At 57.1% G+C, this 13,300-nt stretch carries 12 protein-coding genes; 6 read left to right on the forward strand and 6 right to left on the reverse strand.

Annotated features, from left to right (window positions below; all coding sequences use genetic code 11):
* Positions 1-89: 89 nt before the first annotated feature.
* Positions 90-1,124, forward strand: coding sequence for a LacI family DNA-binding transcriptional regulator (locus AC0L28_RS13205; RefSeq protein WP_473477885.1), 1,035 nt, complete (start codon positions 90-92; stop codon positions 1,122-1,124).
* Positions 1,125-1,316: 192 nt separating this feature from the next.
* On the opposite strand, the gene AC0L28_RS13210 is transcribed toward AC0L28_RS13205, so the two are convergent.
* Positions 1,317-2,210, reverse strand: coding sequence for a LysR substrate-binding domain-containing protein (locus tag AC0L28_RS13210; RefSeq protein WP_473477887.1), 894 nt, complete (start codon positions 2,208-2,210; stop codon positions 1,317-1,319).
* A 90-nt stretch (positions 2,211-2,300) separates the two neighbouring features.
* Between AC0L28_RS13210 and AC0L28_RS13215 the strand changes: the two genes are divergently transcribed.
* From AC0L28_RS13215 to AC0L28_RS13235, 5 genes are read left to right on the forward strand one after another with little or no spacing between them, the layout of a single operon-like run.
* On the forward strand, positions 2,301-2,966 hold the full coding sequence (locus AC0L28_RS13215; RefSeq protein ID WP_473477890.1) for an MFS transporter: 666 nt from the start codon (positions 2,301-2,303) through the stop codon (positions 2,964-2,966).
* A 3-nt stretch (positions 2,967-2,969) separates the two neighbouring features.
* Positions 2,970-3,755, forward strand: a complete 786-nt coding sequence (locus AC0L28_RS13220; RefSeq protein WP_473477950.1) for an MFS transporter — start codon at positions 2,970-2,972, stop codon at positions 3,753-3,755.
* A 17-nt stretch (positions 3,756-3,772) separates the two neighbouring features.
* On the forward strand, positions 3,773-4,765 hold the full coding sequence (locus tag AC0L28_RS13225) for an aldo/keto reductase (RefSeq protein WP_473477892.1): 993 nt from the start codon (positions 3,773-3,775) through the stop codon (positions 4,763-4,765).
* A 47-nt stretch (positions 4,766-4,812) separates the two neighbouring features.
* A complete protein-coding gene (locus tag AC0L28_RS13230; RefSeq protein ID WP_473477894.1) occupies positions 4,813-5,967 on the forward strand; it encodes an aldo/keto reductase in 1,155 nt (384 codons plus the stop codon).
* Positions 5,967-6,416: a flavodoxin gene (locus AC0L28_RS13235; RefSeq protein ID WP_473477896.1), complete on the forward strand. Its 450-nt coding sequence runs from the start codon at positions 5,967-5,969 to the stop codon at positions 6,414-6,416. The genes AC0L28_RS13230 and AC0L28_RS13235 overlap by 1 nt, the downstream gene beginning before the upstream one ends.
* Positions 6,417-6,678: 262 nt before the next feature.
* Here the strand turns inward: AC0L28_RS13235 and gloA2 are convergent, their stop codons facing one another.
* The 5 genes from gloA2 to AC0L28_RS13260 all read right to left on the reverse strand — a co-directional run bounded on the left by gloA2 (position 6,679) and on the right by AC0L28_RS13260 (position 13,299).
* Positions 6,679-7,083 carry an SMU1112c/YaeR family gloxylase I-like metalloprotein gene (gene gloA2 / locus AC0L28_RS13240; RefSeq protein ID WP_473477898.1) on the reverse strand — a complete coding sequence of 135 codons (405 nt, stop codon included), beginning with the start codon at positions 7,081-7,083 and terminating at the stop codon, positions 6,679-6,681.
* A gap of 637 nt (positions 7,084-7,720) precedes the next feature.
* Positions 7,721-8,815 (reverse strand): DUF3616 domain-containing protein, encoded by a 1,095-nt coding sequence (locus AC0L28_RS13245; RefSeq protein ID WP_473477900.1) that lies wholly within the window; start codon positions 8,813-8,815, stop codon positions 7,721-7,723.
* A gap of 529 nt (positions 8,816-9,344) precedes the next feature.
* The gene (locus AC0L28_RS13250) at positions 9,345-11,447 is read right to left on the reverse strand and encodes a hypothetical protein (RefSeq protein WP_473477902.1); all 2,103 of its coding nucleotides are present in this window, start codon (positions 11,445-11,447) and stop codon (positions 9,345-9,347) included.
* A 774-nt stretch (positions 11,448-12,221) separates the two neighbouring features.
* Complete coding sequence (locus AC0L28_RS13255; protein ID WP_473477904.1) at positions 12,222-13,037, reverse strand: hypothetical protein; 816 nt, start codon at positions 13,035-13,037, stop codon at positions 12,222-12,224.
* An 88-nt stretch (positions 13,038-13,125) separates the two neighbouring features.
* The gene (locus tag AC0L28_RS13260; RefSeq protein WP_473477952.1) at positions 13,126-13,299 is read right to left on the reverse strand and encodes a twin-arginine translocase TatA/TatE family subunit; all 174 of its coding nucleotides are present in this window, start codon (positions 13,297-13,299) and stop codon (positions 13,126-13,128) included.
* Between the last annotated feature and the right edge of the window lies 1 nt (position 13,300).

Below are 13,300 nucleotides of genomic sequence, written 5' to 3' on the forward strand. Positions count from 1 at the left end.
TTGATATTCGTAGAAGACTAAAATAGTATCAAAATAGCAATTGTATCATTTCGTCTCAATCATGATGATACGGAAAGGGGTGGGCATTTATGAAACGGCCGACGATTCACGATCTCGCCACCGCGGCAGGGGTCTCGGTAGCGACGATCAACCGGATTTTGAATGGTACCGTTTCCGTACGCCCCAAAACCGTCCAACGCGTCCAAAGTGCGGCGGAAGACATAGGGTTCTACGGCATAGGCGCGATCGACGACCGGGCCCGTAAAATATCGCCACATTACCGATTGGGTTTCCTGCTTCAGCAGTCGACCCGCGACCTCTATCAGTTGTTCGGAAAGAAGATCGTTGCCGCTTGCCGCGAGCGTCGGGACGAGGTGATCGAGCCTGTCGTCGATTTCGTAGACCAGCTGACGCCAGAAACCATCTCCAGCCGACTGATCGCGCTCGGCGACATATGCGACGCCGTAGCGGTGATCGCTGCCGATCACCCGATCATTGGCCAGGCGATCCGTTCCTTAAAAGAGATGGGGAAACCGGTGGTTTCCTACATTACGGATCAATCAGCGCCGGAACGGGCGGCATATGTTGGCACCGACAACTGGAAGCTGGGGCGCACCGCAGCCTTCCTGATTGCCCAAACGACCCATGGCCCGGGTCGCATAGCCGTTTTCATAGGCAATCATCGCTACCAATGCCAGGACGTCTCGGACGCCAGCTTCCGTTCTTATTTGCGCGAGCACGCTCCACGGCTCACCGTAGAGGAAAGCCGCCCCACGCACGAAGAATCGAGCGAGGCTTACCGTATGGTCACCGAGCTTCTGAAGGCGACTGATGATCTCGTGGGAATTCTGATCGTCGGTGGCGGGATAACGGGCGTGCTTCGTGCGCTTCGGGAGGTTTCTTCCGGGAGGCGGTCCGGAATCAAGGTGGTTTGCCGTGACATTGGCCCCGAGACGCGAAAAGGCTTGTCTGAGGGCCTGATCACTGCAGCTCTCTGTCATCCGCTCGAGGCGACCTCGACTCTTCTCGTGCAGACGATGATCGATGTCATTGGACCACAAGCGCCGCTCGCGACGCTTCAGCGGTCGATACCTTTTGAGATCGTCACGCCGGAGAACATCTGAAGCAATTCAGTTCGATGGGAACTGGGCACTAGGCGATATTGGCAATGTCTTCTCTTGCGACACGGAGAGCTAGCCCCTAGCCAAAATGAGGCGCAGTTGCTGCCCGGCAGCCTTTGGGCCTAGAGCGGACTGGCGGCTAACAGCTCGGACATGTTCTAAATCATTCTTTTGACGATAACTCTAGCTGATGTATCACTTTTGGTGGCGCAGCAGTTCGACGACGGTCTGGAACGCCGGCGAGTTCTGTCGCCGGCTTGGATAATAGAGGTGAAAACCAGACGTGGGCGGGCACCACTCGCTGAGTACCTCTATCAGTGTGCCTTTGGCCAGGTGCTCGGAGACGCTGTCCTCGGGAACGAAAGCAATGCCGTAGCCGGCGATTGCAGCCGTCACCAGGGACCTGATGGTGTTGAAGATCAGCTGCCCATCGACACGAACCCGCTGGGCGCGGCCGTCCTTTTCAAATTCCCAAGCGTAAAGACCGCCTAACGTGGCCAGGCGCAGATTGATGCAATTGTGCCGGATGAGGTCTTGCGGAGTCTCTGGCCGGGGGGCTCGTGAGAAATAGCCGGCGGATCCTACCGTCACGAGCCGTACGTCAGGCCCGATGCGCACGGCAATCATGTCCTTTTCCAGGCTCTCTCCCAGGCGCACGCCGGCATCAAAGCGCTCCGCAGCAATGTCTGTGAAGCCATGATCGATGTACAGCTCAACCTTGATGTCCGGAAACCCGGCGAGACCCGCGGCCAGCTTCGGCCACACGACTGTATCGGCTGCGTTTTCGCTGCAGGTGATGCGCACCGTGCCGGCGGGCTTGTCCCGCAAGTCGCTTAACGCCGCCAATTCCGATTCGATTTCTTCCAGTCGCGGCGCAGCTGCCCTGATCAGCCTCTCGCCGGCTTCCGTGGTGGACACACTGCGGGTGGTGCGCGTCAAAAGCCTGATCCCGAGCCGATCCTCTAGCCCGCGTATGGTTTGGCTCAGCGCTGACTGGGAGACTCCCATCTGGGCGGCCGCCCGGGTGAAGCTGCGCTCCCTGGCGACGGCCACGAGTGCGAGCAGGTCAGTCATGTCCTCTCGTCGCATTCATTAGGCCCTCTTATTGGTCCTTGCCGATATTAGCATCTAATCGAATGAATGAAATGGGCCTATTTTGCCGTCACGAGATGGGCGGACGTGCCGCCGGCAACGAAAGCAGCGCCAATGTCCTTGCGATCTGGGCAAGTAGCGACTCCCAACACGGTTCTCGCCGTGCTGACCGTGTACCTCATGATTCTGCTGGATCTTTCCATCGTCTACACAGGCATGCCGGAAATCGGCCGCACCATGGCCATGAGCCCGATCATGCAGACGTGGGTGCAAAACGCTTATCTGCTGTTTTTCGGCGGCTTTCTGCTCCTGTCGGCTCGCGTCGGTGACACCTTCGGCCGGAAGCGGACGCTGCAGCTGGGCGTCATCCTGTTCACGCTGGCTTCGCTGGTGATCGGCATCTCGCAGTCGTCGTACGAGCTGATCGCGGCGCGCGCCGTACAGGGTCTGGCAGCATCCATCCTGGCGCCAAGCGTGCTGGCGGTGATCTCCACCACCTTCGCCGAAGGCAGCGAACGTGCCCTGTCATGGTACTCGGTCGTCGCCGGCGCTGGCGCAAGCCTTGGCATGGTCCTGGGCGGTGTTTTTGCGGGCCTGTTGTCGTGGCGTATTGGGTTCCTCGTCAACCTTCCGATCGGCATCGGCCTCCTCTTCGCGATCAACCGCATCATTCCGGACGGCGAACGCATGCAAGGCCGCTTCGATATTATTGGCGCTGTCGCCTCGACGCTTGGCATGGGCCTACTGGTCTAAGGTCTGGTCAATTCGGCCGCTCAGGGCTGGCAAACCCCTGTCACGTTGCTTTCCCTTGGTGCAGCCGCAGTCGTCCTGGCTTTCTTCCTCTGGTTCGAAAGGCGTGCCGCCTTTCCGGTACTGCCCCTGCGCCTCTTCGCCAACCGGGAGCGGTCGGCCGCCTATGCCGGGCGCATGCTCTATATCGGCTCGATGGTGTCGTTCTTCTTCTTCACCACGCAGTTCATGCAGCAGGTGCTGGGTTACACAGCACTGCAGGCCGGGCTGGGCTTCCTGCCGATGACGGTTCTGACCTTCGGCTCGGCGGTGACGATCCCACGACTGACCCGGGTTGTGGGTGGGCCCGTGCTTCTCATCGGTGCGCTAGCGTCCATGGCGGTCGGCTTGGTCTGGTTGGCCCAAGCCGGAGCCGCCGCAACATATTGGCAGCCGGCGCTTCCGATGATCCTTATCGGCATCGGGAACGGCACCGCCATGGCGCCATTGACCGCTGCGGGCGTCCACGGCGTCGAACCTCGCGACCAGGGTGCCGCCTCAGGGGTGGTCAACGTTGCTCACCAACTCGGCGGATCGATCGGCCTCAGCGTCTTGATCGTGGTCTTCGCTTCAGCGGCCAAGCCTGCAGCGTTAGGAGCTGCGGCGATCGGTCACCAAATCAGTGTCGCCGTGCTGGGCGCGGCCGTCATGAACATCGTCGCGATCGCCTTGGCAGTCGCTTTCATCCTGCCGGCCAGCAGAAGCAACGGCGCCGCGTTGCCGGCTTCCGGCCTGTTGTCCCAGACAGACTAAGGACAAGGAGAAAACTCATGAAAAAGCGCACACTTGGAAAAGACCTGGAAGTCTCGGCCATGGGCCTTGGTTGCATGAGCTTCGCGTCGACATACGGTGAAACAGGGGGCCATCAAGAGTCGATCGACATCATTCGTGGCGCCTTCGACCTGGGCGTCACCCTTTTTGATACCGCCGAGGCTTATGGGCCTTTCACCAACGAGGAGCTGGTGGGCGAAGCCCTGCAGCCCTTACGGGACAAGGTCATCATCGCCACCAAGTTCGGGTTCGACATCGATCTTGTGACCGGCAGGCGTAACGGCGGGACCAACAGCCGCCCGGAGCACGTCAAGGCGGTTGCGGAGGCCGCTCTCAAACGCTTGCGTACCGACCATATCGACCTGTTCTATCAGCACCGTGTCGACCCCAATGTGCCGATCGAGGACGTCGCCGGTGCCGTGAAGGATCTCATCGCCGAAGGTAAGGTGAGGCACTACGGGCTCTCGGAAGCAGGTGTCGGCACCATCCGTCGCGCCCACGCCATACACCCTCTCACGGCCGTTCAGAGCGAATATTCCCTATTCTGGCGTGGCCCTGAGGCCGAACTGCTGCCGGTGCTTCAAGAGCTTGGGATCGGCTTTGTGCCGTTCAGCCCGCTCGGCGCCGGTTTTCTGGCTGGCAAGATCGACGAGAATACGAAATTCGAGCCAGGTGACTTCCGCAACTCGGTGCCCCGGTTCTCACCTGAAGCGCGCAAGGCCAATATGGCGCTGGTCGATGTGGTCAAAACAGTTTCGGACCGTAAGGGCGCCACGCCTGCCCAGGTCGCACTGGCCTGGCTGCTGGCGCAGAAGCCTTGGATCGTGCCGATCCCCGGCACGAAAAAGCTTTCACGCGTCGAGGAGAACGTCGGCGGTGCCGATGTCGAGTTGACCGCGGCCGACCTTTCCGAGATCCGCGCCGGTCTTTCCAAAATCGAGGTTCAGGGCGAGCGCCTGCCTGAGGCGGTCCTGAAAATGACAGGGCTCTGAGAACGCATCGCTCGCGTTGGATGAACTCACGAAGGAAGGAATAAGCAATGCGATCAGAAATCACCCGAGTAAGCCGTCGCAGCCTGCTTGCAGCTGCAGGCGTGCTGGCGGCCGCACCGCTCGCAAGCGGTGCCTACGCTCAGTCGAATGGAGCTTCGCCAACCATCGCAAATGCGCCGCAGGCAGGAGTGTCAAAGCGCCGGAAATTGGGCTCCCTTGAAGTCTCAGCCGTCGGGCTTGGCGTCCAGAATATGAGCCGCACCTATCAGATGACGGTCCCTACACGAACCGAGATGCACAACATCATCGGGGCCGCCTTTGATCACGGCGTAACCTTTTTCGACGCGGCCGAGGCCTATGGTCCCCATGAGGTCGAGAGGATCCTGGGCGAGGGTATCGAGGGTTTCCGTGACAAGGTAGCCATCACATCGAAATTTGGCTGGAACATCGATCTTGAGACCGGCAAACGGCTTCCCGGGCTCAACAGCAAGCCGGATCATATAAAGCTCGCTGTCGAAGGCATGCTTAAGCGGCTAAGGACCGACCGCATCGACTTGCTCTATCAGCACCGCGTCGATCCGGAGGTGCCGATCGAGGACGTTGCCGGCGCCGTCGGAGATCTCATGGCAGAGGGCAAGGTCCTCCATTGGGGCCTCAGCGAAATGGGTCTCAATACGCTTCGGCGCGCCCATGCCGAACGGCCCGTGACGGCGGTGCAGAGCGAATACTCGATGCTGTGGCGCGGACCGGAGGAATCGGTCCTTGCGACTTGCGAGGAACTCGGCATCGGCTTCGTCCCATGGAGCCCGCTAGGGGTTGGTTTCCTGACCGGGGCGATTGACCAGGCTACGCGTTTTGCCCCCGGCGATATCCGCGCCGTTGAGACCCGCTTTTCGCCGGATAACCTGCCGAATAATCTCGCGCTTGTTGCCCTTGTCAAGGAGTGGGGCAAGCGCAAGAACGCGACGCCCGGCCAGATCGCCCTCGCATGGCTGATGGCGCAGAAGCCGTGGATTGTCCCCATCCCCGGCACCACACAAATGGCCCACATGCTCGAGAACACAGGAGCGGCCTCGATTGAATTTTCGCCATCAGAGGTTGCGGAACTCAATGCGGCGGTTGCGGCGATTGAGGTGCGCGGTCAGAGGCTGCCAGACGCCGTGCTGGCCTATTCAGGCGTAGAAGCGGCGTCGAGATCGTGATGCGTACCAAGCCGAGCACAATCATGCCCAACACCGCAAAAAAGACTCGACGAGAGATGCTTGTGTCTTCGCTGCTTTTTCCGCTGGCCGCCGTCAGCGCCGTGTCCGCTGCATCGGCTAACGCCGAATCTGGCGCAGGCGGCAAGCCACTGGTCGCCTATTTTACGCGCAGCGGCAACACCCGCACCATTGCCGCCCTTCTCAGCCGTTACCTCGACGGCGACCTGTTCGAGATAGAGCCAGCCAGGCCCTATCCCGCCGACTATTTCGCGACGGTTGACCAGGCGACGCACGAACGCGAGAGAAATTTCTTGCCGCCACTCAAAGCGAGCGTCAGTAATCTCAGTTCTTATAAAACGGTGTTCCTCGGTTTTCCAATTTGGGGCGCTTCGGCGCCACCGATTGTTCGTTCATTCCTGGCCAATCAGGACTTCTCCGGGAGACCATAATTCCGTTCAATCTGCACGGAGGCTACGGCCTTGGGAACAGCCGCGAAGTCATAGCAAGGGCCGCGCCACAGGCGAGTTTAGCCCCAGGGTTCGTCATGGAGGGCCTTCAGGAGCGGCGGACCACCGAGCAGGTGCGCGACTGGCTGAACAAATCGGACCTGACTCGGTAAGACCGGGCAGACGGGGCAAAACGGTCCGCCTTAAGGCTTTCAAAATGCCTCGCGAACGGATGGCTCGCTGCCATCCGGGGTCGATAACGCCGTCACGAAAGCCACCCGTTCGCTATAGGGACTTCGTAGAGTTCCAGCGGCAATCCATCTGGGTCGCTGAAAAAGGTAAACCGTTGGTCTGTATATGGGTCGATCCGGATTGGCTCAACGGCAACGCCGGCGGCTTCCAGGCGCATGATTACGGGATCAAGATTCTCCACGGCAAATGCCAGATGTCTCAGGCCTGTCGCCTCTGGATGGGACGGCCGCATCACTGGTGCAGGGAAGGAGAACAATTCCAGCTGGACGGACCCGATTCGCAGATCCGCCTTCCATGACTGCCGCTCCTCCCGATAGACCACTCGGATCAGCTCAAGGCCGAGGAGTTCGACGTAGAAGCGTCTCGACCGGTCGTAGTCGGTGCAGATGAGCGCAACGTGGTGAATAGCATCCAGCATGCTGCCAACTCTAGCCAACCTGGGATTTGAGGCCAAGGTCGCACGTTCTGAGTTGGCTTATCGCCATCGACATAAGTCAGCGTCTTAAGCGTCGACCAGATAATGTCGGCTTTGGGGAGACGGTGAAGCTGGCTTGTACGACCGCTGTCAGGCGCAAAACAGTCATCTCGTCTAGATTAACAAAGACACTCGTAGACCTTCTCAAAACAGATTCGAAGCGCTCCAGTCTTCACACACTTCACTTGAATCAGTAGTTGAGGGTCGCCTGATTCACATTCTCAGCAGCCAGGTCCAACTGCCTGATTGGATTGGCCAATTCAGACCCCGGAAATACCCCGGCTTTAGCGCAGTGTAGCGGGCGGGCGACCAATCAGTGCTTGGTCAAAACTAGGGGTTCGAGTCCACGCCGTGGGCCCAATCTGAAAAACACAATAAAAATCAGGTACTTAGGCAGTCGTTTTGGTGGGCCCGGAGGATGTACGAAAACCATTGATTCTATTGAGTTTTTCCTGGGCCAAAATCAGAAGTCTTCCCGTATCGTTCCGTATCGTCCCGCCGACGAATTTAACTCAACGCTCCGATGGCGCAGATGCCAACTAGCGTGGCTGCGGGCTGCTGCCTCAGTCCGTCCAATCCATCATTTCAGATCGATTTCGATAGGCGTAGGCTGGCCTTGGTCCGGTCCATCGAACAATAATAGGGCGCGTAGTTTACTATCGATCTCGCCAAGTGGCAGCAGCGCCTCCGGCTTGATCTCGCCATATCCTTTGAGATCGAGAAGTTTCTTGGTTTCTTGGTCATACGAGAAAACCGCATAGTCTCCCAGTTCGATGGGATGGCCCTTAGCAGGATCGTACTCCGGACCGGCGAGAATGAGCAACTTACCATTGAAGAAGGCGAGATCGCGGACACCGCGTGCATGGCTCAAGCTGTCGAGCCCTAAGTCGAGCCTCAGTAGAGACGATTCGCCCGGCTTGCCGTCGAACAGCATGCCCAGCGGTACTGACAGGATGGCGGCCCGATGATCGGCCAGAACCGGACCCCGCAGTCCCACGTACAGGGCGCCATCGCGCACGGCCACGCCCTCGAGGGTAAGGCCGTTCTCCTCAAGAGGCTTGTCGGCGAACGGATCCAACTCGGGCTGCTCCCGGATTAGGCCAGCTAGCAACTGCGAAGACGTCTTTTCAGGCTGGCTATGAAGCTTACCGGTCTTCATGTCGATGGAATGGGGCGCAAAGCGAACACGGAAGATCCGACTGCTCGCCTTAGCCCTCGCCTCGATCTGGGCCGCGTCGTTGGTTCCCTGTTCGTGGCGCGGCCGACCATGCGAACCGATGACATAGAAGAGGCCGTCGGCGTAGGCTGCTCCCTCTGCGTCGAGTTCAAGTGGCTTGTTGGCAAAGCTGTTTTCGATAAGCCGGACGAAATCGCCGGCAATCATCCTTCCGTCCTCCAAAATTACGATTTGGACGCCCTGCGTCTCGTCGTCAGCGACCAGACAAATGCGCGGAAAGCCGGACGTTGTCGCGCAGGCGATACCGCTGAGATCCGCGGATGGCTTGCTCTCAGATCCGTTGAGATTCTTTGGTTTGCCAATCAGCTTGCCGCTGACCTCCCAGGGCTGTGGATCGGTGGTCTGCCCCAATGCCGCTCCGCTCCAGGCGATCCCGGCCGCCAGGCAAGCTGCTAAAAGTGTCGAGCGAAGTTTGCGAGATGCAAAGGCGTTTTTCATACCTCACTCCAGACCACCGATCTTGATCTATCGGCAACAGCAATTACGAGACCTTCTGATTCAATCCTGGATCACGGTTGAATCGCAAGTATTCATCCGCCGCAACCATAGCTTAAAAGGAGATTGAAAATCAAAGACTATATATATATATATATAGATATCGGAAGCTCGCCTATCACGTAACCGCGTCGCTTAAATGCGCTCACTATTGCCTCTACGTTAAAACAACGAAGCTATGCTCCCTGCCAGCCGAGAGGCCACAACCGCTGCCTTTGCGGTAGCATCTGCGTCTCAGAGACGGCGTCCAAGCGCTTTCAATATGTTTCACTAAGGCAGGGCAGAACGTTACCTCTCGGGGCGTGTCCTGTTCCCTTCAGATAGCTGTACGCACGGCAACGAGGCGACTGCCAAGGAACGGCATGCATGATTTTCAATCCTGAACATGGCCTAACTCCAACGACAGAACCATGACGTCTAGCGACCAAAGGTGCGAGACATGGCCAACTCTAGTAACGGCCCATCATTCAACTTAGTGAAAGAAGCCGCCCGGATCGACCACATCCCATCCGCTTTTTGGATGCGTAATCTTTTGTATTACCGACCCATCACCATTGAGGCCCGCCTTTTTCAAGGCACCGGTCAGGGTATCTCCCAGTTCCTTTGCAGCATCCTTTGCATTGGCAACAGCATCTGTTACCACAAGATCAGTAGCTTTCTTGAGATTGTCGGCTGTTACGTTTGGATCGGCGGTCGTCAACGCCTTTAGAACGTCCTTGCTCACCTCAATATTGTTCTTGAGGGATCGCTGAACGGCGGCGGCAACCCTGACCAGATCGAGAACCTGAATGCCGCCAGCGTCCACCGAGATGGCGATATCTTTGGAGCATTCGACCTTCGGAGCACCAGCAGTGATGTCTGATATGAGCTTGTCGTATGCGGCCAGTTCGTCGGCAGTTGGACCGTTGTCCCGGCCGGCCACCTCGATGCTGGCTTTGATCGTGATCCCCGCCTGATCGGCGACGCTTCCCTTCGACACCATGGTCACGGCGAGATATCTGTGCGGGTAGATAACAACAAGCCTAGCCGGATCTCTTGTGATGACCTGACCAGATTTGTCCAGCGTGTCACCCAACTCGACAACCCTGGGCGTCGACGCAAACAGAATGGCTGGGGCGAGGGTTCCCCCGCCGATCTGCAGATTGAATTTTAAAGCCACGGGATTGCTGCTGGTCAGATAGTCGGCCTTGAATGGCGAGGCCTTCACGAGCAGGGTCATTGGCGCACATTCCAGCTGTGGCTGCATAACCGCAGCGACTGTGTTGTTCACGCGAACCTCATTGAGAGTGCCATGAATGCTTACCGGCGCTGTGGCGTCGGCTTGAAGTTGAGCACTCTGCCCAATGCCGCCGCCTATTCCTGTGTTGAGATGAAGATCAAGGTTGATCCTGGCACGTGCCGCTACATCGACGTCGATCTCAAGGCCCTTCGTGCCTGACCATGCTACCTTGTTAGAAGTAACCGCTGCTTGGGCTGTTCCGAAAGGATTTCCATCAGGGCGCACCTCCAGGCCGATAGTGCCCAAGGTGTCGTCCTTGAGAACCGTGGCTCTGGTGATGAGGCCGTCTGTGTTCTTGGTGTTGGCGCTGATGGCCAGCGGGTCGCCCGAGAGGAGACGTGTGGCGAAGTCGGTAATCACGTTCTGCGTCACCGCCACCATCAACGCATCATCGTTCATCTCAAATGGCGTTAGTTTCTCTGCGAGGGCCTTCTGTCTTGTTTCGAGCTCGCCAGTCGGGACCGGGGGCTGGGAAACGCTCGATGGCTTTCCTCCCAGGATCCAGATGCCTGACTTGGCAATTACCCATTGATCCAACGCTGCATTCAATCCAACGGGCTTTCTCGGCATGGTGATGACGATGTCAGTTCCGCCACCGCCACCGAAATTCTTATGAGACGTCGAGTCAACCGTCAGGTCGACCTGCGGATCGACTGCGATCGACGAAACGGGGAAGGTGAGTTTGTCAGCGAACCCAACCGATACAATATTTGCTATCAGAGCGTCGGCGACATGCTTTGTACGGAGGTCGAACCATGACAATCCACCCTTTAAGCCTACGGAGTCGGGCACCGCCTTGAATATAGTTTCAAGAGTGCCATTTTTGGCCACGGCTTTCCCGGCAGGAACAACGATTGCATCCAGACTAATCCCGGCAATGGCTCCGCTCCACCAAGGCGACTCCCTGTCGGGCTCGTATGTCGCGCCGATGATGATCTGAACACTCAGGAGCGCTCCCTGCGTTGCAAACTTTGCGGATTTGATCGTTGCGACGACGTAGCCGTCGACATGGCCATCGATGTTCTTTCCATGTGGGTAGACAAATTTTGTACCTACAAGGGCATCGGCGATTTTCTGAAGCGAGGTTGTTGGTACAAACCCTCGAAGAGGCCAATCGGCCGGGGTCGCACCACTGCCGAGGGTCCTCTCGGTTGCTGAAATGCCGTCGATCTTGGCTTTTGTTGCCAAGTGATCCGCTGAAGTCTTGAGCCCCATCGAGAGCAGCTGAATTGCGATCGCCGCGACAACGAGAAGAGCGCAAACCACACCAAATAGTAGTACTAATAGGGTCCGCACCGCTGTTCTCCTGAGTTAATTTCATGAGGATACATGCTACTTTGGCAACGCCACCCAAACTGCTCCTACAAGGTAGCACTCTCCCATCGTCTTAGCCGCGAGGAACTTTGCGGTTACCAGAACGCCTCCCCTGCGAGAGCCCACTCCGAAGACAGCGGTTGAGGAGCTAGACTTGAACGGCATCAAGGTAGTTGGCGCGGACAATTGAGACTGACCTCCAACTTCAACAAGGATTAGGTGAGCCACATCGGGCTGCCACGGCCGCACACGTCTCACTTGGATAGTGAAACCAGTCGTTTACGCCACCACCGACCGCGTTGTTCGTTGAAACACAATCCCTGCGCGTAACATTGTCAGATGTATCCCATCCGTTTGTCCCATTTCGGATATAGCAGCATCCCACCGCGTCCATTTGCGCGACCATCCGCTCTATGGACGAGGCTCGTTCGTCAAGCGAGCACACAAATGGATTGCTTTCGGCGGATATGGCGCGCTTGCACAAAGCTTGATCGGTTGCAGCGGCAGAGGCAAAGTGCAACGCACCCAGGAGGAACGGGATCAGGAAAAGGATTGCTCTCACAGCACCCTCCATCTTCCGTTCCGACGCGACGAAGGGATCGTGATCCCGCACTCTCGAATGTCTCCTCACCACAACACGACTGTCGCTGGTGTTCGACTCCTTCAACATGCTCATCGTTCTCCTCATTCGCCTTGAGTTTCGCGGCAACAGGCCAAGATCTACATAGAGTAAGTTTATTCACGCCGCCCGATGCTCTAATATTCCACACGCTCTGAGAATCTGCCCCCATTTCTCGGATTCCTGTCGCCATATTTGATAGATATATTCTTAAGCATTCGATCCCAAACATCATATCCTTGCGAGAAAATCATTTCTCTTGCCCAGTCAAAAATAAGAGTCGCGTAAATACCCTCGTTGATTACTCGGTCTGTAGCTTTCACAAAGATGGTCAGCGAGCCATCGCCATTATCGCTAACTCCAAATCCACGATTGCCTGCCACTGGATGAAGTCCGACCGCTAATGGATTCCATGCAGACCCGACAGTAACAGGGGTAAAAACGAAACTGCTATCGTCAAAGCAACTAACGACGACGGCTGCCCGTTCAAGCGGTATGGTGAAGCCATCCGTAGCACCCGTAGGGTCGGGGATCGAGAGCTTGGCGAGGGTGAAAGTCATCAAAGCGCCGACGGGCGCAGAGGATTGCCAGAGTTTCGAGCTATCGTCATCGAATGGAGCTAGATCACCGTACTGACTTCCACTGTAGACAATCGTACCAATATTACTTTTAAAATCATCTATAAGGTCCTTTGCACTTTGACCATTGGAATCGATTGTTATTGAGAATTGATCGATATTCAATTTACCGTGCCCGTGCAGTGACAGGTCTTGAATCTTTGTTATGTTTTGGTTTAATGACGCGCTCGGTTTTAGATTCTCTAGTTCTGCAAAGTTCTGTCGCGAGAATTCGAGCGGCGGTCGTATCAGATCGACGCAAGATGCGTGCACGTCGCTAACTGCTAAGCAGATGGAGGCAATTGCGATCATAAACACTAGTGAAGGAATGCACATTCATGGAGCTCTCCTGTGAGCAATACGTCAAGAAGTTCTCCTAAATCCGCAAAGACACGTCGGCCCGTGCCTATGTCCATCGGTCACTTTATTCGCGGCTCTGTTTGTCCAAGGCTTTAGTCTCTCTTCGAAATTGCCCAATGCCTCGGCCAAGATCGCCCAAGATTCTTGAGATGAGTCCTCGTCCAAAAAGGATCATCAGGATGAGAACTACAATCAACCAGTGCCAAGCGCTCATCAGACCCATGTCTTTCCTCCCCATT

Source organism: Mesorhizobium sp. WSM4847 (genome assembly GCF_055811335.1).

Coding starts and splice junctions, on each gene's coding strand:
- AC0L28_RS13205 (WP_473477885.1), top strand. CDS start 90: ATGAAACGGCCGACGATTCACGATCTCGCCACCGCGGCAGGGGTCTCG.
- AC0L28_RS13210 (WP_473477887.1), bottom strand. CDS start 2,210: ATGCGACGAGAGGACATGACTGACCTGCTCGCACTCGTGGCCGTCGCC.
- AC0L28_RS13225 (WP_473477892.1), top strand. CDS start 3,773: ATGAAAAAGCGCACACTTGGAAAAGACCTGGAAGTCTCGGCCATGGGC.
- AC0L28_RS13230 (WP_473477894.1), top strand. CDS start 4,813: ATGCGATCAGAAATCACCCGAGTAAGCCGTCGCAGCCTGCTTGCAGCT.
- AC0L28_RS13235 (WP_473477896.1), top strand. CDS start 5,967: ATGCGTACCAAGCCGAGCACAATCATGCCCAACACCGCAAAAAAGACT.
- gloA2 (WP_473477898.1), bottom strand. CDS start 7,083: ATGCTGGATGCTATTCACCACGTTGCGCTCATCTGCACCGACTACGAC.
- AC0L28_RS13245 (WP_473477900.1), bottom strand. CDS start 8,815: ATGAAAAACGCCTTTGCATCTCGCAAACTTCGCTCGACACTTTTAGCA.
- AC0L28_RS13255 (WP_473477904.1), bottom strand. CDS start 13,037: ATGTGCATTCCTTCACTAGTGTTTATGATCGCAATTGCCTCCATCTGC.
- AC0L28_RS13260 (WP_473477952.1), bottom strand. CDS start 13,299: ATGGGGAGGAAAGACATGGGTCTGATGAGCGCTTGGCACTGGTTGATT.